Genomic DNA, 20,887 nt, shown 5'->3' on the forward strand with positions numbered 1-20,887 from the left:
CTGTGTGGGTCTCACCTGTGATCTCGACAACGTCACCGCGCCGCAAATGGTCACCGCCGAGTTCATCATCGAAGACTTCGATGGCGTGCCCGCCGACGTCGAAAACGCCGGGCCCAACTTTGGCGATGGCAACGGCGATGGCATCCCGGACGCCGAGCAAAGCGATGTGGCCTCTTTGCCCGCCGCTGACGGTGGCGGCTATCTGAGCGTTGAAGTGAGCGGTGCCTGCAGCCAACTCAACGAAGTCCAGACCTCGGTTGCCATCACGCCGGATCCGGATGGCTATGCCTATCCGTTCGGGCTGCTCGGCTTTTCCTTGCCCTGCGAGACAGCCACCGTGACCGTGCTCTATCACGGCATCGAGAGTCTGGCAGGCCTCACCTACCGCAAGCACGGCCCGAACCCACCGGGCTCGGCAAGTGAGATTTGGTACTCCATGCCAGGTGCAGTCTTCGGCACGACGATCGTATTCGGCCAGACCGTGGCCACGGCGACCTTCGACTTGGCCGACAACGCCCTCGGCGACGCCACCGGAGACGACGGCCAGATCGTTGATCCCGGCGGGCCCGGGCTACCGCTCGCCGCAATACCCACCCTCGGCTCCTTGGGGCTGATGATCTTGTGCCTCCTGCTGGGGGCCGCTGGAATCCTCATCCGACGCCGTTCATCCCAACGCTCCGGCTAGCAGACTGCTGAAAAAGTCCGTTTTGCGGCTTTTCCAGCGCTGCTAGCTGTCTGTTTCGAGAGGGGCTGCGCGCCCCTGACTGCGCGTCCCGGGCTGAGCGCCCCTCTCCGGCCCAAGCAGCGTGGTTCTTGGGCCTCCTCTCCCGTCGCGGCGGCTGAGCCGCCGCCGGGCCGGGGCGCCCAGCCCTCTCGGACCCGGGAGCAGGTTGTCGATGGGTTTTCCAGCAACTCGCTAGGAAAGGAACAGGCGCAGGACGTCGTTCACCGAGTCCGGGTCGTCCATCATCGCCCAATGGCTGGTGCCGGCGATCAGCTTGACGGGCAGCTCCGGCAGCAGGCGATGAAGACTGATCGGGAGCTGATTGAGCTCGGTGATCAGGAGCTGCCGAGGACCTTCGTAGGCACTCAGTCGCGCGCTTGCCGGATAGATCCCGGCAGCGCCGAGGGACTGCGCGATCGCCGCTTCGTCGAGGTTGTCGAGATCGGCCAGGACTCGCTCCTTGACCCCTTCGGCCGCCCCCGCCAGAACCTGCTGGAAGTGGAAGCGCAGCTCCTCCGCCGGCCGATCGGCGAAGACCTCGAGAAAGCCCTCCACCTCTTCCCGAGGCAGACCCGACTGATCGCCGTTGGGATCGACCAGCAGCAGCCGATCGACCCGCTCCGGATGACGCGCCGCCACCTCGATGGTGACCAGCGCCCCCAGGCTGTGACCCACCAGGGCAAAGCGCTCGAAACCGAGATCGTCCACTACCGCCATGACGTCGTCGGCATACTCCTCGATGCCATAAACGCCATCATCGGCGGGGTCGGAGCGGCCATGGCCACGCAGCTCGACGGCGACGGCCCGCCGGCTACCGCGGGCCGCCTCGAGCTGGCCCTGCCACTGGTCCGCCGCCCCTCCCAGGCCGTGAACGAAGACCACCGGAATCCCGCCATGGCCGCCATCGGCCACCGCCAGAATGCCCTGCGGCCCTTCGACCGGCACCGTCACCGACGGAAAACGCAGCAGTCGCTTGCTGTCGGGAGCCTCGTCGAGCAGACCGCTCCAGTCGTCGAGGGGCCGAATCCGTCGGCTCGACAACACCACCGCCGCGGCACCGAGGGCCGACAGGCCGAGCAACGCCCACAGCGGGCGGGACGACCAGCGTCCGCGCTTCGAGCCACCGCTTCGAGAAGATCGACTCGGCGAGGTTCGGGGCCGAGAGCTCCGCCGCTTCGCCATCGCGAATTCCTCAGTCACACCACAGGCGGAGAGAGCGATAGCGGCGCGATCCGAGATCGGCTTCGTCGTTCCACAGCTCGACGTAGGGACCGCTGAAGTCGACCTCGCGATAGAGGCGCACGCCGCATTTGGCCGACAGCCGCAGCGAGCGGAAGCCGTTCATGAGGTGTCGGTCGAGATCCCTCACTTCGTCGTCGAAGCTGGTGCGCATGCCGCGAAAGCCAGCTCCGGAATACAGGCTCGCACCGCGCGGAGTCACTTCGTTGGCCGGCCCCTCCGAGTCCCAATCGTCGCTCCAGAAGTCGCCGTGCCAAGAGTCGTCGTTCCAGGGATCGTCACAGCGCACTCGCACCGACGAAGCGCCGTCATCGCCGACTTCCGATCCCCGCAGGTCGGCGATGGCGTCGCGCACCTCGGTGGAGCGGCCGCCGAAGTTGGGATGCTGATAGAGGCGGGCCTCGCAGCCGCGGGAGACCTCGACGGAGGTCGCCGTGTCATCACCGACACGACTGCGCCGCAGATCGGACATGTCGTGGTCGAAGCTCTCCGCAACGCCCCGGAAGGACAGGTCCCGATAGAGGGTCACGCCGACGTGGGATCCGCCGTGCAGATCACAGCGCACCTGCAGGGAAGACGCTCCGTCGTCGCCCACTTCGGAGCCCCGCAGATCGGCGATGGCATCGCGTACCTCGGTGTAGCGGCCGCCGAAATTGGGATGCTGGTAGAGACGGGCCACGCAGTCGCGAGACACCGAGACGGAGGTGATGGTGTCGTCGCCGACACGGCTGCGGCGCAGGTCCGGCATGTCGTGGTCGAAGCTCTCGGAAACGCCCCGGAAGGACAGGTCCCGATACACCGTCACGACGCCGTGGGGGCCGCCGATGGCGGTGCCCTGACATCGCACCTGGAGGGAAGAGACGCTGTCGTCGCCGACCTCCGAGCCGCGCAGGTCGGCGATGGCGTCGCGCACCTCGGTGAAGCGACCACCGTAGTTCGGATGCTGATAGAGGCGCGCCACGCAGTTGCGGCTGACGGCGACGGAGGTCACCCGGTCGTCACCGACGCGCGTGCGGCGCATGTCCGGCACGTCGCGATCGAAGATCTCGGCAATGCCCTCGAAGGAAGGGTCCCGATAGACCGCCACGCCGTCTTCGTTCTCGAGATTCTGGGCCTCGGCAACCATGCCGAACATCACTGCGAACAAGCCAGCGAAGAGCGAGCTGCCGGCACGAACTGACATGCAATCCTCCTCTCGGCTCCTGAATCATTCCGGAAACCGGGTGAATTTTCGCTCGACCCGGTCACCGACGTCAAACCCATGCCGCGATTTTCGCCCCCGGTGCTCTGCAAGCGTTGCCCGGGCCGCCGCCAGCGGGAGACCCGAGCCCGCCAGGGACGGGCTCGGAATCGCTCGCAGATCAGAGCCTGGGCGAAGCCAGGCGCCGCTCGAAGGGGCTCAAGGGGTCTTCACCGGATCCGCCGGTCGCTCCGTCGGGAGCTGGTAGCTGCCCTCGGCCGCGATCGCCTTCAGCACCTCTTCGACGGCGCGCTCGAGCTGGGGATCGCGACCGGCCAACAGCGACGCCGGATCGTTCTCCACCTCGATGTCGGGATCGACGCCGTAGCCCTCGATGATCCACTCGCCCTGGGGCGAAGCGAAGCCGAACTCGGGCACCGAGACGCCACCGCCGTCGATCAATGGTCCGTGATTGGTGATGCCGACGACGCCGCCCCAGGAACGCTTGCCGATCAGGGGTCCGAGCCCGGCCTGGCGGAACATCGCCGGGAAGATGTCACCGTCGGAGGCCGAGGTCTCGTTGAGCAGCGCCGCCATCGGGCCGGCGAAGACCACCCCCGGATAGGTCGAGGGGAACTCGCTGTCGCGGCGGTAGCCGAGGGACAGCACGTCGCGGCGCAGGCGCTCGATCAGCATCTGGGAAACGTTGCCGCCGCCATTGCCGCGCACATCCACCACCAAGCCTTCCTTGCGTACCTGGGAGTAGAAATACTTGATGAACTCGCGAATGCCGTTGGCGCCCATGTCGGGAATGTGGAGGTAGCCCAGGCGGCCATCGGAAAGCTCGTCGACGCGCTGGCGATTGTGCTCCACCCAACCGAGGTAGAGCAGCGGATCCTCGCTGCGCAGCGGCTCGATCATCACCCGGCGAGACTCGCCGTCGGCCTGCTTGGCGACGGTCAGCTCCACCGGCCGATCGGCGCGGTGGCGCAACAAGCGCCAGGGATTGTCGCCGCCCTCGAGACGTTGGCCGTCGATCGCCAGCAGGTAGTCGCCCACGGCGATGCCGACCCCGACCTCGGTGAGCGGCGAACGATAGCGATCCTCGGCGTTTTGACCGGCGAAGATCTCGGCGATGCGGTAGCGGTTGGAGGCCTCGTCGAGCTCGAAGCGGGCTCCCAGCAGGGCCACCGCCGGACGCTCCGGCAGCTCGATGTCGCCGCCCGAAATGTAGGCGTGGGAGACGTTGAGCTCGGCGATCAGCTCCGAAATGATGTAGTTGATGTCGGAGCGATGGCCGGCCTCCGCCACCAGCGGCCGATAGCGCTCGGCCAGGGCCTGCCAGTCGTAGCCGTGCATGTTCTCGACGTAGAAGAAGTCGCGGAAGCGGCGCCAGGCCTCGTCGTAGATCTGGGCCCATTCCTCGCGCGGCACCACCGTCGCCTCGAGACCGGCCGTCGAGACCGACTCGCCGTCGCCGTTGGAGCCGATCTTCCGAATCTCGAAGTTGCCGTTGCGGCTCACCATCACCTTCTTGCCATCGGCCGACAGAGCGAATCCGCCCAGGCCGCCGACGATCTCCGAGGCCTCGCGGTCTTCGAGCGAGAAGGCGTGCAGCGACGGCCGGCTATCCCCCGAGCGACCGTAGTAGAAGGGCGACGTGCGGGCGTAGATCAGGTAGCCCTCGACGGCCATCAGGGCGCCGTAGTTGTCGGCCTCCACGGGCACCCGCGCCACCCGCTCGGCGAGGCCGTCGAAGTCGATCTCGAGGCCCTTGTCGTCATCGCCATCGTCTTCCTTCGCAGCGTCGCCTTTCTTCTTGCCCTTCTTCTTTTCGGCCTTGCCCTCATCGCCGTTCTCGGCCGGCTCGTCCTTCTCCTCCTCGTCGCCATCGTCGAAGGCCGCGTGGCGCGGGAACGGATGGGCTCCGTCGGCCTGCAGGGCCAGGGCATAGAGATAGGTCTCCCGGTCAACCGCGTAGTTCCACTCGAAGGAGCCGATCTGCGGCGCGAACTCGCGATCACTCAGGTAGTAGAGGTACTCGCCACCGGCGCCCCAGGCCGGGCTCCACTCGTTGAAGCGATCGCTGGTGACCCGGCGGAGCTCGCCGTCCTCCCGGCTCCAGATCCACAGCGAGTTGAGCTCGTTCTGGTCACCCATCGAGAAGGCCAGATAGCCACTGTCCGGCGACCAGTCGAAGTCCCCGATGGTGCCAGTGCGATCGCCCGCCACCTCGACCATCGAGCGCCCCTCGACGGTGACCACGAAGAGCTTGCCGCGCTTGTCGCCGAAGGCCAGGTACTTGCCATCCGGCGACCACACCGGGGCATAGCGGAAGGTGTCGCCGTTGTCGGTCAGGCGGGTCCACTCGCCGCGGCCATCGCTGGCGATGAGATAGAGCTCCTCCTCACCGCTGCGGTCCGACAGAAAGGCGATGTGCTTGCCATCGGGCGAGTAGGAAGCGCCCTTCTCGTGGCTCGAAGAGGTGCGGGTCAGGTTGCGGGTCAGGCCGTCCTCGACCACCACCGAGAAGACATCGCCCCGGGCCACGAAGACGGCGCGCTCGCCCTTCGGGCCGACGTCGAAGTTCTCGAGCTGATCGGCGACCGACTTGCGCACCGGCCGGGTCCACAGACCGTCCGTCGGCACGTCGATGGCGAGGGCCCGGGAGGCGTCGGCGGCCGCGTCGTAGACGTGCAGGGTGCCGGCGAGCTCGTAGACCACCCGGTTGACTCCATCGGAGCTCGGCCAGCGGACGTCGGCCTCCGTCGACGAGGTCACCGCGACGGCCGTTCCGGAGCCGTCGGCCAAGCGATAGAGGTTGAGGGTGCCGTTGCGATCGGAGCTGAAGTAGACGTCGTCGCCGACCCACATCGGATCGCGGTCGCTGCGCGGATGATCGGTCAGCTCGCGAGTGGTTCCGGCCTCGATGTCGAAGAGCATCAGATCCTGGGCCCAGCCTCCCTCGTAGCGCTTCCAGCTGCGGAAATCACGGAACAGAGGCGAGTAAGCGACCCGCTTGCCGTCGGCGGAGAGATCGCCGGAGCCGGCCGTCGGCATCGGCAGCGCCACCGGCAGACCGCCCTCTCGGGGCACCGTGAAGAGCTGACCGTCGGACAGGTCCCAGCCGTCCCGGGCCGAACGGAAGACCACCGCCTCGCTGTCCGGGGTCCAGCCGAAGACCTGGTGGTCATAGCCCCAGCGCGGCGGCAAGGGGCCGAGGGCGGGATAGAAGGTGAGCTGACGCGGCTCGCCACCGCCGGCGGGAATCACGTAGACCTGCTCATCGCCGTCGTACTGGCCGGTGAAGGCGATCCAGCGGCCGTCCGGCGAGTACTTGGCGAACAGCTCGAGACCGGGATGGGCGGTCAGTCGAGTCGCCGCGCCGCCGGAGGCGGATGCGCTCCACAGGTCGCCGGCGTAGGAAAACACCACCCGGTCGCCGTGGATGTCGGGAAAGCGCAACAGCCGAGTTTCGGCCGTCGCCTGAAAGGCCCATCCCAGGGCCAACACCGCAAGGATCACAAGCTTGGATCGCAACATGAGCTCCCTCCTGGACTTCCGCTTGCAGGCCGAAGAAAAGTCCGCTCCGCGACTCTTCCTTGGCTGCTAGTAGACGAGATTCTTTTCAACCTCCGACGTTGCGGCCCGGGCGGCCGCGAGAGGTGACACCAGCCTTTGGTCAGGCAAAAGCCCGCGGTTTCCCTGCGCGGTCCTGGTCGAGACCGCCGCCGGGCCACCACGGGCCATCTGTCGATTTCGATGGGCCCCACGCCGAATCCGGTGCCTCACCGGAGGATCGGCAGGGACTTCCCACTGGGCGATCCTACGCGGTGACGGGCCGAAGGTTCACGATTTCTCTTCGAAATCGAGCGAAACGGAGTTGATGCAGTAGCGCTCGCCGGTCGGCCGCGGACCATCCGGGAAGACGTGTCCGAGGTGCGCATCGCAATTCGCACAGAGCACTTCGGTGCGGATCATGCCGTAGCTCGAGTCGCGCTCGAGGCGCACCGCATCGCCCTCGCTGGGCTCCCAGAAGCTCGGCCAGCCGGATCCGGAATCGTACTTCGTCTCCGAGCGGAACAGCTCCGAGCGGCAGCCGGCACAGCGATAGACCCCGGGCTCCTTGTTGTCCCAGTAGGCGCCGGTGAAGGCGCGCTCGGTGCCCTTCTCGCGCATCACCCGGTACTGCTCCGGAGTGAGCTCCTGCCGCCACTGGTCGTCGCTCTTGTTTCGCATCTCGCTCATGGTCGTGTTCTCCGTGAAGATTCGCTCTCCGGCAGCGCGCCTCGCCGATCGCCAGGGAAGGCAACGACTTCCGGCGAATAGGGACGAGGCCCCATTTTTGCGCTTGTCCCAGGTAGAGGGTTCCCCAGCGACGAAAGACTCGCCGAGTGCCGAGAGGGCGCGGGAATGAACACCTCAAAGAACCGTCGAGGGGGGGCAAAAATTCCCTGCCGCGGAGTTGCGAGAGGCCCCGTCCGGGGGTACAATAGAAAGTTACTCATAAACTTCAAAAAATCGTCAATTTCGAGCCATACCGAAGAATTTCGACCCCGAACCGAAGACCTGACCGAGGACACGCCATGAAGCCGTCGAGATTCGCCCTCCCCCTGATCGCGCTCATCCTCTCCCTCGTCGGCCTCAGCGGCTGTGCCGGAGACGCCTCCCAGGCCGCGGAGACGGAAGTCGCCAAGGTCACTCCGATCTTCACCGAGATCGCCGCCGCCGCGGGCTTCGACCACGTCCATCAAAAGCCGCAGCTCGACGGCAAGCTGGCCCACATCAACTCCTGGGTCTCGAGCGTCGGTGCCGCCGTCGCCGCCGGCGACTACGACAACGACGGCTGGGTCGACCTCTTCCTCACCAACTCGCGCAAGGGCACTCCCAACATGCTCTACCGCAACAACGGTGACGGCACTTTTTCGGAGCGCGCCACCGACGCCGGCCTGGCCGACGCCAACGACGAACGCGGCACCAGCATGGACGCCATCTGGGGCGACATCGACAACGACGGCTGGGACGACCTCTACCTGGTGCGCTGGGGCAACGACTCGCTCTACCGCAACAACGGCGACGGTACCTTCACGGAGATCACCGACAAGGTCTTCAAGCGCCGCGACGGCAGCGCCGGCAGCCAGTGGGCGAACGGCAACGCCGCCCTGTTCTTCGACTACAACCGCGACGGCCGCCTCGATCTCTACGTCGGCAACTACTTCCAGGAAGTCGACCTCTGGGACCTCGAAGACACCCGCATCATGCACGACGACTTCGAGAAGGCGCGCAACGCCGGCAAGAACTACCTCTACCGGCAGAACCCGGACGGTAGCTTCACCGAGGTCGCCGCCGACCTCGCCCTCGACGACACCGGCTGGACCCTCGCCGTCGGCTCCGCCGACATCGACAACGACGGCCTGCCGGACCTCTACTGCGCCAACGACTTCGGGCCCGATCAACTGTTCCTCAACAACGGCGACGGCAGCTTCACCAACGTCACCGACACGGCCATCGGCTTCGACTCGAAGAAGGGCATGAACATCGACTTCGGGGACTTCAACAACGATGGCTGGCTGGACGGCTTCGTCACCAACATCACCACCGCCGAGTACCTGCAGGAAGGCAACATGCTGTGGCACAACAACGGCCCCGGGCCGGACGGCGTGGTCACCCTGACGGACCTCTCCCTCGAGTCCGGCACCTACGACGGCGGTTGGGGCTGGGGCGCCAAGTTCTTCGACTTCGACAACGACACCGACCTCGACGTGGTGCAGCTCAACGGCTTCATCAGCGCCGGTGACGGCAACTTCTGGTACGACCTGGCCTCCTGGACGGTGACCGGCGAGGACGTCGCCGATGCCGCCAACTGGCCGCCGATTCGAGACCGCTCCTTCTCCGGCTACGAGCACGTTCGGCTGTTCCGCAACGACGGCCTCTTCCAGTTCGTCGAGCAGGCCGAGGAGCTCGGCGTCACCAGCCGGCGCGACAACCGCGGCGCCGCCGTCTTCGACTTCGACAACGATGGCGACCTCGACCTCTTCCTGGCGAATCAGGATCAGCCGCCGGAGCTCTACCGCAACGACTCGGCGAAAGGCCGCCACTGGCTGGTGCTCGAGCTCGAAACGGACCCCGCCACCGGCGTCAACGCCGACGCCATCGGCACCCGCGTGACGGTGATCTCCGGCGCCGTGCAGCAGATTCGCGAGCGCGACGGCGGCAACGGCTTCTCCGGCCAAAGCGACCCGCGGCTGCACTTCGGCCTCGGCGAGGCGGACCAGGTGGCACTGGTCGAGGTGCGCTGGCCGGACGGCGGCCTGCAGTACCTCGAGGACGTCGCCGTCGACCAGATCATCAAAGTGCGCCAGGACCCGGAGGCCTACACCGAGCTGATGAAGATCGAGGTGGCGACGCCGGAAAAGCGCGAGCGCCGCCTCGAGGACATGGGGCCGCAGGTGGTTCCGATCGAGCCCGACAAGCTCGACCGCCTGCTCACCGAGATCGAGCAGGAGATGCTGCGCAAGGACGGACCGCAGCACACCCTCGCCGCCCTCTATCGTCAGGAGGCGGTGACCTACGGCGCCTTCGACCGGGCCGTCGACTTCTTCGAAGACTTCGTCGACGAGCGGCCGCAAGACGACTGGGTGCGCTTCGAGCTGCACTCGGCCTACATCGACAAGCTGCCCACCTGCGGCGGCCTGGCGGCGATCGTCTGCAAAGGCACCCTGGCACGCAAGGCCCTCGATCAGGCGGACTATCTGATCGAGAAGTATCCGGACCACTGGCCGGCCTACTACATGCGCGGCCTCAATCACCTGCACTGGCCGCGCGGCCTGCGTCATTCGGACGACGCCGCCGAAGATCTCGAGCGCGCCATCGAGCTCGCCGAGACCTCCGCCGACGAAGCCGAGGAGCAGCGCATCCTGAGCTGGGTCGCCCTGGGCGACGCGCTGGCCAAGGATGGTCGCGTCGCCGAGGCCCGGGAAGCCTGGCAGGAAGGCTTCCGGCTCTACCCCGTCGGGCCGCTCGAGGAGCGCCTGGCGGTGGAAGGGGACGACCAGGTCAAGGCCTTCGTCGAGGACCAGCGCACCCTCGAGCGCCGCATCGACACCAACCTGTCCTTCATCGACGGGTTTTCGTGACAGGGGGGCTAAAGGCGCCCCCCTCAGCCGCACGCACATGTCGTGCGGCTTCACCCCTGGCCGGGCGCCCCCGTCCTCGGCGCCCGCAGGGCGCCGCCTCGCGCTAGTCGCGCTCGGAGCCGTCGGCTGCAGGAGGCTGAAGGCGCTCCCCTCTAGCCTGCGGCGGCCCGCGCTTCGCACATGTCGTGCACCTTCAACCCTGGCCGGGGGCCCTCATCCTCGGCGGCGCTCGGGGCCCTGTGCAGGTTCGCCTGCTGCCCTCGGGCCCAGGACGCCCAGCTCGCTGGGCTCGGGGTCGTTCATGCTTCGAAGTTCTGTCGATCGAGATTCAGCCGAGGACCACAGCCCCCTCGGACCCGGTCCCAGGCTGTCGAACAGCCTCCCGGGGCTCGGTTCGCCGACCGCCGCCTACTAGCGGTCCTTCGGAGGCTCCTGCGGCATTGGCTTGCGCGGCAGCAGCTCGTCGCGCATGGCGGCGTGGTAGAGGAATGAGGCCAGCACCACCGACGCCTGCTTGAGGTCGCCTTCGTGGAGGTGGTCGAAGGTGTCGAGGTCGGAGTGGTGGGTGCGGCTCCAGTAGTCGAGGCCGTCCTGGATGAACTGGAACCCCGGCAGACCGACGCGGTCGAAGGGCACGTGATCCGTCGAGCCGGTGCTCTCGAGGGTCACGGTGGTCGCCCCGAGGTCGTGGAAGGGCTCGAACCAGGCTTCGAAGATCGGTCGGATGGCGGCGTTTTCCTGGGCATAGATGCCGCGGATCTTGCCGCCGCCGTTGTCGAGGTTGAAGTAGGCCGAGAAGCGGCCGTGATCGGGCTTCGGCTGGATCGGCCAGGTGGCGTCGCGCAAGCCCTTGGGGAGGGCGAGCTGCCGGGAATCGGTGTGCTCCGGCCGGGTGGCGAGGTGCTCCTCGACATAGGCCCGGGAGCCGAAGAGACCCTGCTCCTCACCGGTCCAGAGGGCGACCCGGATGGTGCGCCGCGGCTCGACGTCGAGGGCCTTCAGGATGCGCAGAGCCTCCATCGCCACGGCGCAGCCGGCGGCGTTGTCGGTCGCCCCGGTACCGCCGTGCCAGGAGTCGAGATGGGCGCCCGCCAGCACCACCTCTTCGGCGAGATCCCCGCCGGGAAGCTCGGCGAAGGTGTTGTACGAGTCCTTGGCGGGATGAAATCGCGCCGCGATGTCGATCTCGAGCTCGACCTCGGCGTCCTCGTCGAGTAGTCGCAGCACCCGGTTGTAGGACTCCGCCGCCATCACCAAGGACGGCACCCCCCGGCTGCGCTCGCTGCGACCGCCGGAGCCACCGCCGGTGACGCGCACGATGCCGTGGTTGCGGCTGCTGATCTCGACCGTCGCCACCACCCCTTCGTCGATCAAGCGCTGCCGCAGCTCCTCGCCGGCCTTCCAACGCTTGCGGGCGCGCTCCCGCCAGTTGCCGCGGCGGCGCCGTTCGCTGAGCTCGATGGAGACCAGCTCGCTGAGCTCGTCGTCCGAGTAGCGCCGGAACGGAGGCCGGTCCGACTCCTCGATCTCGCGCTCCTCGTCGAGAAACAGAATCGTGCCCTCGAGCTTGCCGGCGTACTCCTCGAGGTCCTTCACGGAGCTCACTTCGAGACGCATCGCCCGTCCCTGAACGGCCCCCTGAGTTCCGGGGGTCCAGGCCTCCGGCAAGGCCGAGAGCACCGCCTCGTAGGGCTTGGTCAGCTTGACCTCGGAACGACTGAAGGTCCAACCCTCGCCGAACGGAAAGGGCACCACCTCGGCCTTCGACAGGCCCTGCTCCTCGAGCCAGTTGCGGGTCCACTCGTTGGCCTCCTCGAGGGCCGGCGTACCGGTCAAGCGGGCCCCGATGCCGGTCGTCAGGTGGGCGGCGATCTCCATCACCCGCGAACGGTTGAGGCCTTCGTCGCGAATCTTGGTCACCATGTCGAGGTCCACCGGTTCCGGCTCGGCGAAGGCGGTGGCAGCGGGCGACAAGAGGGACACAACCAGCGACACGAACAAGAACCTTCGACCCATGACACAAGTCCTTTCGAACGGAAAACCGAGCGGCCGCAAACGGCAGCAGCGTTGCCATCGCCCCTTCGGAGGGTTCGGCGGAGCCGCGACGCTGTCAGAATCCCCCGCCGACGTAAAGGCCGGAAGGGTTGCAAAGGGTGAGCGGCTCGCTTCCCCTGAGATATACGCGCTTCGGTAGGATCGGTTCGTGCGCTTCTTGTTCTGCATTTTGCTCGCCTCGGCTCTGGCCTGCACTCCGGAGACCCCCATCCCGCCAGCGGCCGAACCGACGGGGCGCCTCTATCTCAGGCTGAGCGCCGGCACTCCCCTTCACGAATCCCCAGCCGCCGACTCCCCGGTGATCGGGAGCTTTGGCCAGGACGGTGCCATCGCCGTCGCCGAAGAGCGCCCGCCCTGGTTTCGCATCGCCACGGCAGACGGTACCGCCTGGGTCCAGGTGGAAGATTCGGGGCGCCAGTTCCGGGTCACCAGCCCACCGCCGGGACCGCGGCAGGAAGCACCCGCCAAGGATGAGCTGATCGCCCGCGCTCGCGCCGAGATGGCGACGGCGGCCGGAGAACTGCGCTGCGGACCCTACCCCTTGGTGACCGATGTCTCGGACCCGCGCCTGCTCAGCGCCTGCGATCGCCTCGCCAACCAGATCGAGGCCGCCTACGAGCGCCGTCTGGGCGTTCGCCCGGTGGGCTCGGCGGTGGCCTCGATCCTGCTCTTCGATCAACCCGCGGCCTTTCGCCGCTTCAGCGCCACCGTTCCCCGCAGCCCCAAAGCCGGCTACGCCGCCCACGCCGGCCGCGGCTACGTGGCGCTCTATGTCGGCGACCAGGAGCGCGACCGCGTGCTCGAAACCCTGGTGCACGAGCTCACCCACCTGCTCAATCGCCGCGCCGTCGGCCGCGAGCTGCCGCGCTGGCTTTCGGAGGGCCTCGCCGACGCCCTCGGCGACTCGGCCGGCGAGAGTGGCCTCGAGCCCTTGACCGGCGTGCGTGGTGCCGAGGCCGAGGCCGCCCGCCTGGCGACCGCCTACCGCGGCGGTCGAGCCGGTTCGGTCCAGCGCCTGGTCCACCTACCGGCGGCCGGATTCGATGCCGAGGTGGTGTCCTTCGACTACGAGCAGAGCGCCCTGCTGGTGCGCTTTCTGCTGCTCGAGCCGAGGCTGGCGACGCCCTTTCGCGCCTACCTCGGAGAGCTCCATCGCGGTCGGCGCTACGACTCCCAGGACCTCGCCGCGGCCCTCGGCCGCTCCTGGCAGGAGCTCGACGACGCCTTCGCCGAGTGGCTCCTGACCACCGCCTCGGCGGGAAGCGTGGGATAATCTTTTCAGTCCTCGTTTTCTCACCGCACAAAAGCAAACTCCTGGGGCCGCGCTCCGGGCCCGCGGTGGGACTCGAGACTCGATTCATCGCCCAAGAGGAGGGGTCAGTATGCGTTGGAGGGGTCGTCGACAGAGCACCCAGGTAGAAGATCGGCGGGGCAGCAGTAGTCCCTTCGGCCGAGGCACCGTCGGACGGCGCGGAGCCGGCATTGGCTGTGGCGGAATCGTCATCCTCTTGTTGCTGGCGATGATCACCGGCCAGGATCCGCTGCAGCTCGTCGAGGTCATCGGTGGCGGTGGGCCGGGGGCGCAGATCCCGCAGGCCGGTCCCCAGTTCCCAGGCTCGGCCGGTCCCAGCGCAGCGCCTCAGGACGAACTCGGCCAATTCGCCTCGACGGTGCTCGCCGGCACCGAAGACATCTGGGGCCAGCTCTTCAACCGCATGGGCCAGCGCTACCAGCTCCCCACCATGGTGCTGTTCTCCAACTCGGTGGCCTCCGCCTGCGGCTACGCATCGGCGGCGGTCGGTCCCTTCTACTGTCCGGCGGACCAGAAGATTTACCTCGACCTGTCGTTCTTCGACCAGCTGTCGCGCCAGTTCGGAGCGCCCGGCGACTTCGCCCAGGCCTACGTCATCGCCCATGAAGTGGGCCACCACGTGCAGAATGTGCTCGGCATCTCGAGCGAGGTGCGCCGAATGCAGCAGCGCAGCTCGAAGCGCGAATCCAACGCCCTGTCGGTACGCCTCGAGCTGCAGGCCGACTGCTTCGCCGGCGTCTGGGGCTACCACTCGCGCAACCTCCTCGAGCCCGGTGACATCGAAGAAGGGCTACGCGCCGCCGCCGCCATCGGCGACGACATGATGCAGCGCCGCGCCGGCGGCTACGTGCGCCCGGAGTCCTGGACCCACGGCTCCTCCGAGCAGCGCGTCGAATGGCTGCGCCGGGGCCTCAACAGCGGCGACCCGAGCGCCTGCCAGACATTCAACTAGTGGGTCGTGTTCTGAGCTGGCAGTTCTCGCCAGAATTCGACCGAGCCTACTTGCACTCGTGGGGCTTGGAATCTTGGCGCTCCGGCGCCATGAGATGCCAGTAGAAAGACGTATGAGCAGCAGGTTCCCAGTCTTCTCCCCAGCTTTGGAAGTGGAGAAGGATTTCGTCCTGCTGCCGAGTCCAGGACGCCGTCATGAACACCGCTTCGTGTCCAGGATAGGGACATTTACTGGGAGGGGATCCTGAAGGTTCCTTCTCATCTTGTGGGATGTCGGCCGTAACCGCCCTCTCTTCGTTCGCAACAGTCCAGGTCGCCGTAGCCACAATGCTCAAAGCAGCCACCTTAGAGGCCGATTCTTGACAGAGCACCTCGCTCAACGGAAGAACACACTGCCCGCACTCGTCGGTCTCGCCGCTACCAGCCGCAATCACTGCACAACCTTCGAAACAACCGACAGGACCACAGCTGATCTGCACCTTGCGGCGCCAGTGAAGGTACTGACTCATCTTGCCTCCTCTTTTCTGACGGAGCCGACGAAACATTCGCCGCTCCCTTGCACTTCAGGAGGACGACCCAAATCCCGGCACTTACGCCTGAAAGTTCGAAAAAACTCGTTGACAACGAATATCCTCGCGAGGTATGTTTGGTTCATGAACGAACCGAAACGCCAGTGGTCCCTTCGCGAGCAGGTCGGTGACGACCCCGCCTACTCCCAGCCAACCCGCGAGACTTACCTCAATCTGGTGCGCACCCACGCCGCCCTCAATGGCGAGGTCACGCAGCTCCTCCAGCGCCATGGGCTCACGGAGCCGCTCTACAACATCCTCCGCACGCTGCTACAGGCGGGTTCCGAGGGGGCGTCTCACGGCATGCTGGGCAAGCGCATGATCGCGCGCGATCCGGACATCACCCGGCTGGTGGATCGCCTGGAGAAGAAAGGTTGGGCTCAGCGCCAGCGCTCGTCGCGAGATCGCCGGGTGGTCCAGGTGGTTTTGACGGACGAGGGCCGAGCCAAGATCGACCAGGTCGAGCCGATCTATCAAGAGCTGCTGGATCGCCTCCTCGGCCACCTCAGCGCCGAGCGCCTGGCGTTGCTCGACGCGGTTCTCTCGGACCTGCGCTACCCGCTCACCGCCGCGAGCTGAGGGCAGCGCGGCCGGCGCAACGGCGCCGCTCCCCTACCGCCGACCGTGGTAGTCGGACGGCACCCAGCGGGTGTTGTACTCGCTTCGCCACGAACCTTCGAGGTCCGCCTCGTCCGGCAGCGGCTCCACCGAATCGCCGGCGATGACGTTGTGGTCCGAGTCCTTGTCCCATCCGACCGAGTAGAAGAAGTAGCTGCGCTCGAAGCCCGCCGGCGGCTCGGCGAGGGCCGCGGCATCGAACTTCAGGGTGACGGCGTCGCCGGCATTGAGGATCGCCAGACGGCCATCGCGGCGGTTCACCAGGTCCAGCACATCGCCGTAGCGGGTCACCCAGCCTTGCGGCGTGGTGCGCCAGGGCGGCTGGGCCGAGACCTCGGCGAAGGCCGGAGTGGTGGGGTGACCGGGGTGACGGGAGCGGATCTCCGAGAAACCGCGCTCGTAGAGCTCGGCCGAAGCCGGCTCGATCGCGTGCACCCCGAGCAGCTTCTCGGACGAGCGCTCGAACAGCGCCACGCGATCCCACCGCAGCTCGATCGAGGTGGTCAGCCGCAGGCGGCCGGCACCGGCCGGGAGCTTGCCGGCAAGATCGACCAGGATGGTCTTGGTCTTACCCGCCGGCATACCCACCACCACGTCGACGGGCCGCCACTCGCCGCCCACCTCGACCTCGAGACGCGGCGACTCGGCGGTCACCGCCGGATTCTGGGAAATCGCGATGTTGGTGCTGGCATCGCCGTACTGTAGCCAGCCGGTGAGCGCCAAGACCCAGGGACGATCACTCTCCAGAGGCCCGAAGTCGAAGCTCGTCGCCAGCGGCTCCACCACCCCGCGGTAGGGCGGCGGCACCGGCCTTCCGGGATCCGAGAAAGTGCCGTCGATCTCGGCCACGGCGGCGGTGCGGTCCTTGCCGTCGTCGCTGACCGCCCGTCGCAACGGCCGGCGCCCGTCGAGGGCCCAGACCTCGGACTTCGGATAGGGCGGCGGCATCAGTTTGTCGGTGGGATGGACCTCCATGCCCGGCCAATGGTCGACCGCCAGGAGTCGCGCATCGTCGAAGTAGAAGAGCTCGCGGAACTCGCTGGTCGCGGCGAACACGAAGGAGCCGTCCTTCGGCGCCAGCGGACCGACGGCGACGATCTCGTCGGGATCCGCCGGCAGTGGCACACCGCGAACGATCGAGAGACCGAGGGGCGAGTTGCCGAGCAGATCGGTGACGAAGCGGAACTCGGAGCCGTCCCAGACATAGAGGAAAGGACAAGATCCGGTGGCGACGTTCTTCTCGTCGATGGTCAGCGGTGCCTTGCCGACATCGACTCCCAGCTGGTTGTCGACCACGCCGTTGGTCCACAGCGTCTGGACGCTGTCGAGACGGGTGCGATCACCGATGCCGAGCTCGACCACCGGACCGGTGACCTCGCGACTCACCATCAGGTCGGCGGCGCGCAGCTCGAGATGGGTGCCGATACCGCCAGCATTGGTCTTGGTTCCGACCAGATTGAGCTTGAGCTGACCGTGGACGTTGCCGCCTTCGTTGGCAAGCGCCCGCAGGCCGCGGTCATCGACGATCAAGAGATCCGAATCGCCGTCGGCATCGAGGTCCACCGCCTCGACCGAGCGGGGATTCTGCAGGGCGATCTCGCCCAGGCCGGCGCCTTCCGGCCAGGGCGCCCAGCCGGCGGCACCGCCGTTGCGCCACAGCGCGAGGCCGCTCTCGGTGAGCGCTGCCAGATCCAGCCAGCCATCGTTGTCGGCGTCGATCAGCTCGGCGCCGAGCACCGCAGTCCCCAGAGCGAGGGTGGCACGCTCGCCGCCTTCGATGATCACCACCTCGCCGGCCTGGCTGGTGATCAACAGAACGTTCGGACGGCCGTCGTTGTCGACATCGTCGATCAGGAGATGGTCCGCCGGCGGCCACAAGCCCGGCGGGTCCGGGCGCGGCGCCAACAGTCCGGTGCGCTGGTTCTCGTACACCAGGGTGCCGGTCACCGGATGCGCCGCAATCAGGTCGACCGCGATATCACCATCGAGGTCCACCGCGCCCAGGGCTCCGACCAGCCCCGACAGGCCGATGCCGACCGCTTCGGAGACATCGCTGAAGCTGCCATCGCCGTTGTTCTGATAGATCTTCGCCCCGGCCTCACCGGCACCCAGCCAGAGGTCGAGATCACCGTCATGCTCGAAATCGGCCCAGGCCGCCGATTCGACGGTGAGGTCGCCCAGCCCAGCGAGCTCGGAGGCATCTTCCAATCCCCCGTCGTCGCTGCCGAGGAAGAAGCGGGAACCCGCCGCGCTCAGCACGACGAGATCGTTGCGGGCATCCACCACCGGATCGTAGTGCTCGCCCTCGGGCACCCGGTCGAAGTAGTTGCCGACCAGCAACTCGAAACCCGGAAGGGTCGACAGGCGGTCCTCCGCCGCCGGCATCGGAGTACCCGGCTGGCGAATCATCAGCTGTCCGTCGTCGTCGACCGCGACCACCCGAGGCTTGCCCTCGGCGTCGACCGACAGCACCGCCGCGGCGACGACGCCCTCGCCGCCCGCAAACCACTCCTCGGTGGCGTCGCGAAAGCTCACCGCGATCGGCGCCGTCACCGGACCGGCGGCCGCCGGCGCCGCCTCGGCGAGGGTGTAGCGTGAGGTCTCGAGGGCCTCCGCCGAGCGCGCCTCCTCGCCCTGCAGCTCGCGCAGGCGCAAGAACTCGCGTTGCCGCGCCATCGCCTCCTCGCGATCGCCGTTCTGGCGGGCGAAGGTGGCGAGCTTGAAGTGGGCGCTGGCGTGGAGGGGATCGAGCCTCACCGTCTCGCGGAGCTGCTCGACGGCCTCGTCGAGGCGCTCCAAAGCCTGGTAGGCGTTGGCGAGCTGAAAGCGCAGCGGCGGCTCTTCGGGATCGAGGCGCACCGCCTCCTCCAACGGCCCGAGAGCCTGCTGGAAGCGCGACTCGCGGGCGTGGGCGAGGCCGGTGAGGTACTCCGTCGCCGCCGCCGACCGCTCGAGACCGGCGGCTTCGGCGAGACTTTCGAGGGCCGCGGCGTGATCACGGGCCAGCAGCTCCGCCCGCGCCTTGTTGCGCCAGGCCGGCGCCGACCGCGGCATTTCCAGCACCGCTCTGTCGAAGGCCTCGAGGGCCTTCGCCGAGTCCTTGTTCTCGAGGTAGGCCTTGCCGGCGTTCATCGCCTCCAGAAAAGGGGTGGTCGGCGGTGCGTCGCCACCGCCGCAGGCAACCATGGCGACCAGCGCCAACAGGCCGATACAGCGTCTCGCCAGAGCGCTCATGGGCTCACTTCCAAGGTCGAGCGCATGCGGGCCACCAGCTCTTCGGCCCGCTGCGGATCGAGGGTACCGGCCTGCCAACCGACGCCGAGCCCCGACTCCCCGATCTTCGGGATGATGTGGAAATGGACATGGAACACCGCCTGATGGGCTTCGGCGCCGTTGTTCTGCAGCACGTTGTAGGCGCTGGCACCGCTCGCCGCCATCACCGCCCGGCACAGTCGCGGTAACACTCGGCCGAGGGCAGCCGCCGAGGCGTCCGAGAGCTCGTGGAGGTGGGCTTTGCGCTCCCTGGGAATGACCAGGGTGTGGCCGTCGCTCAGCGGCCCGATGTCGAGAAAGGCGAAGACGTGCTCGTCCTCATAGACGCGATAGGAGGGAATTTCGCCCGAGAGGATCTTGTCGAAGACGGTTTCCATGGGACGAATTCTAACGTAGCATCCGGCCGTCTCGGGCCTCTCCCGAGCCCTTCTCCAATGTCCACCACGGCCCCTTCCCCAACTCCGACGATCTCCCCTGCCTGGCGTCTCGAAGTAAGAGATCTCTTACGCCTGGCGGGACCACTGGTGGGCGGCCAGCTCGCCTTGATGGGCCTCAACTTCACGGACACGGTGATGGCCGGCCGCATCGACGCCATCGCCCTGGCGGCGGTCGCCATCGGCAACAGCGTGTGGTCGGCGGTCAATCTCTTCGTGATGGGCGTGCTGATGGCGGTGCCACCGTCCATCGCGCAACTCGATGGCGCCGGCCGGCGGCCGGCGGTGGCGCCCTTCGCTCGCCAGTCCCTGTGGCTCGCCGCCGGCTTGATCGTGGTGGCGGTCATGGCCGTCACCCAGATCCGCCCCCTGCTGGTGGCCGTCGGAGTGCAGGCCGAGATCATTCCGACGGTGGTGGCCTACCTGCGGGCGATGGCCTGGGGAATCCCCGCCTGGGGCTTCTACCTCACCCTGCGTTTCGTCAGCGAAGGACTCGGCGCCACCCGACCGACCCTCTACTTCGCCCTCGTCGGCCTGGCCGTCAACATCCCCGCAAACTATGCGTTGATGTTCGGCAAGCTCGGCCTGCCGGCCATCGGCGCCGAGGGTTGCGGCTATGCCACCGCCTGCGTCTGGTGGGTGCAGGTGATCAGCATTCTGATCTACCTCGCCCGCCACCCGCGCTACGACGATCTCGGCTTGTTCGCCCTCTTCGAGGGCCCGCGACGGCAAGAGCTCGGCGACCTGCTGCGGGTCGGCCTGCCGATCGGCATCGCCATCTTCGTCGAGGCCAGCCTGTTCGCCACCGTCGCCCTGCTGCTGGGGTCCCTCGGCACCAAGATCGTCGCCGCCCACCAAGTGGCCCTCAACTTCGTCGCCATCACCTTCATGATCCCGGTGGGCCTGTCGATGGCCATTTCCGTGCGGGTGGGCAACGCCGTCGGTCGCCGAGATCCCCCTGGCATCCGCCGGGCGGCAATCGTCGGAGTGGCCGTGGTGATGGCGGTCCAGGTGTTCTCCGCCACCTGCATGCTGCTCTTTCCCGAGCCCATCGCCCGCATCTACACCGGCGACACGGAGATCGTCGTGATCGCCGTCCAGCTGCTCTTCCTGGCCGCCGTCTTCCAGCTCTCGGACGGACTCCAGGTGAGCGCCTCGGGAGCCTTGCGCGGTCTCAAGGACACCCGCGTGCCGATGCTCCTGACCCTGGTCGCTTACTGGCTCTGCGGCCTGCCCTTGGGCCACGCCCTGGCCTTTCGCTGGCAGCTCGAAGCGCGCGGCATGTGGATCGGCCTGATCGCCGGCCTGACCCTCGCCGCTCTACTGCTGACGGTGCGGCTGCGCAGGGTCCTGCCGGCAGCCGAGGTAGAGAGTTCCTAGCAGGTTGCTGAAAAAG

Annotated in this window: 14 protein-coding genes; 6 read left to right on the forward strand and 8 right to left on the reverse strand. The window is 67.4% G+C overall.

The window, feature by feature from the left end:
• Positions 1-685 (forward strand): choice-of-anchor U domain-containing protein (locus AAF604_23515; protein ID MEM7052652.1); only part of this gene is annotated, 685 nt, incomplete at its 5' end.
• Positions 686-916: 231 nt separating this feature from the next.
• Here AAF604_23515 and AAF604_23520 read toward each other — a convergent pair.
• From AAF604_23520 to msrB, 4 genes are all read right to left on the reverse strand, one after another.
• On the reverse strand, positions 917-1,906 hold the full coding sequence (locus AAF604_23520) for an alpha/beta fold hydrolase (GenBank protein MEM7052653.1): 990 nt from the start codon (positions 1,904-1,906) through the stop codon (positions 917-919).
• Positions 1,907-1,916: 10 nt separating this feature from the next.
• The gene (locus AAF604_23525; protein MEM7052654.1) at positions 1,917-3,146 is read right to left on the reverse strand and encodes a hypothetical protein; all 1,230 of its coding nucleotides are present in this window, start codon (positions 3,144-3,146) and stop codon (positions 1,917-1,919) included.
• Between the two features lie 216 nt (positions 3,147-3,362).
• Positions 3,363-6,686 (reverse strand): S41 family peptidase, encoded by a 3,324-nt coding sequence (locus AAF604_23530; protein MEM7052655.1) that lies wholly within the window; start codon positions 6,684-6,686, stop codon positions 3,363-3,365.
• 306 nt (positions 6,687-6,992) lie between these two features.
• Entirely contained in the window at positions 6,993-7,391 is a 399-nt protein-coding gene (msrB, locus tag AAF604_23535; GenBank protein ID MEM7052656.1) for a peptide-methionine (R)-S-oxide reductase MsrB, read from the reverse strand.
• A gap of 338 nt (positions 7,392-7,729) precedes the next feature.
• Between msrB and AAF604_23540 the strand changes: the two genes are divergently transcribed.
• A complete protein-coding gene (locus AAF604_23540) occupies positions 7,730-10,279 on the forward strand; it encodes an FG-GAP-like repeat-containing protein (GenBank protein ID MEM7052657.1) in 2,550 nt (849 codons plus the stop codon).
• A gap of 411 nt (positions 10,280-10,690) precedes the next feature.
• On the opposite strand, the gene AAF604_23545 is transcribed toward AAF604_23540, so the two are convergent.
• A complete protein-coding gene (locus AAF604_23545) occupies positions 10,691-12,295 on the reverse strand; it encodes a M20/M25/M40 family metallo-hydrolase (protein ID MEM7052658.1) in 1,605 nt (534 codons plus the stop codon).
• A 187-nt stretch (positions 12,296-12,482) separates the two neighbouring features.
• Here AAF604_23545 and AAF604_23550 point away from each other — a divergent pair, with 187 nt between their 5' ends.
• Together AAF604_23550 and AAF604_23555 are read left to right on the forward strand one after the other, a co-directional pair.
• Positions 12,483-13,607, forward strand: coding sequence for a hypothetical protein (locus AAF604_23550; GenBank protein ID MEM7052659.1), 1,125 nt, complete (start codon positions 12,483-12,485; stop codon positions 13,605-13,607).
• A gap of 109 nt (positions 13,608-13,716) precedes the next feature.
• A complete protein-coding gene (locus AAF604_23555) occupies positions 13,717-14,598 on the forward strand; it encodes a neutral zinc metallopeptidase (GenBank protein ID MEM7052660.1) in 882 nt (293 codons plus the stop codon).
• A 46-nt stretch (positions 14,599-14,644) separates the two neighbouring features.
• Here the strand turns inward: AAF604_23555 and AAF604_23560 are convergent, their stop codons facing one another.
• On the reverse strand, positions 14,645-15,106 hold the full coding sequence (locus AAF604_23560) for a hypothetical protein (protein MEM7052661.1): 462 nt from the start codon (positions 15,104-15,106) through the stop codon (positions 14,645-14,647).
• Between the two features lie 144 nt (positions 15,107-15,250).
• On the opposite strand from AAF604_23560, the gene AAF604_23565 reads away from it, so the two are divergent.
• Positions 15,251-15,745, forward strand: coding sequence for a MarR family transcriptional regulator (locus AAF604_23565; GenBank protein ID MEM7052662.1), 495 nt, complete (start codon positions 15,251-15,253; stop codon positions 15,743-15,745).
• 33 nt (positions 15,746-15,778) lie between these two features.
• Here AAF604_23565 and AAF604_23570 read toward each other — a convergent pair whose 3' ends face one another.
• A complete protein-coding gene (locus AAF604_23570; GenBank protein ID MEM7052663.1) occupies positions 15,779-19,018 on the reverse strand; it encodes an FG-GAP-like repeat-containing protein in 3,240 nt (1,079 codons plus the stop codon).
• On the reverse strand, positions 19,015-19,434 hold the full coding sequence (locus tag AAF604_23575; protein MEM7052664.1) for an HIT family protein: 420 nt from the start codon (positions 19,432-19,434) through the stop codon (positions 19,015-19,017). Before AAF604_23575 ends, AAF604_23570 begins: the two co-directional genes overlap by 4 nt.
• A gap of 57 nt (positions 19,435-19,491) precedes the next feature.
• On the opposite strand from AAF604_23575, the gene AAF604_23580 reads away from it, so the two are divergent.
• Positions 19,492-20,871, forward strand: a complete 1,380-nt coding sequence (locus AAF604_23580; protein ID MEM7052665.1) for an MATE family efflux transporter — start codon at positions 19,492-19,494, stop codon at positions 20,869-20,871.
• Positions 20,872-20,887 lie beyond the last annotated feature (16 nt).

Source organism: Acidobacteriota bacterium, from assembly GCA_039028635.1.
In the GTDB taxonomy this organism is placed as follows: Bacteria; Acidobacteriota; Thermoanaerobaculia; order Multivoradales; family JBCCEF01; genus JBCCEF01.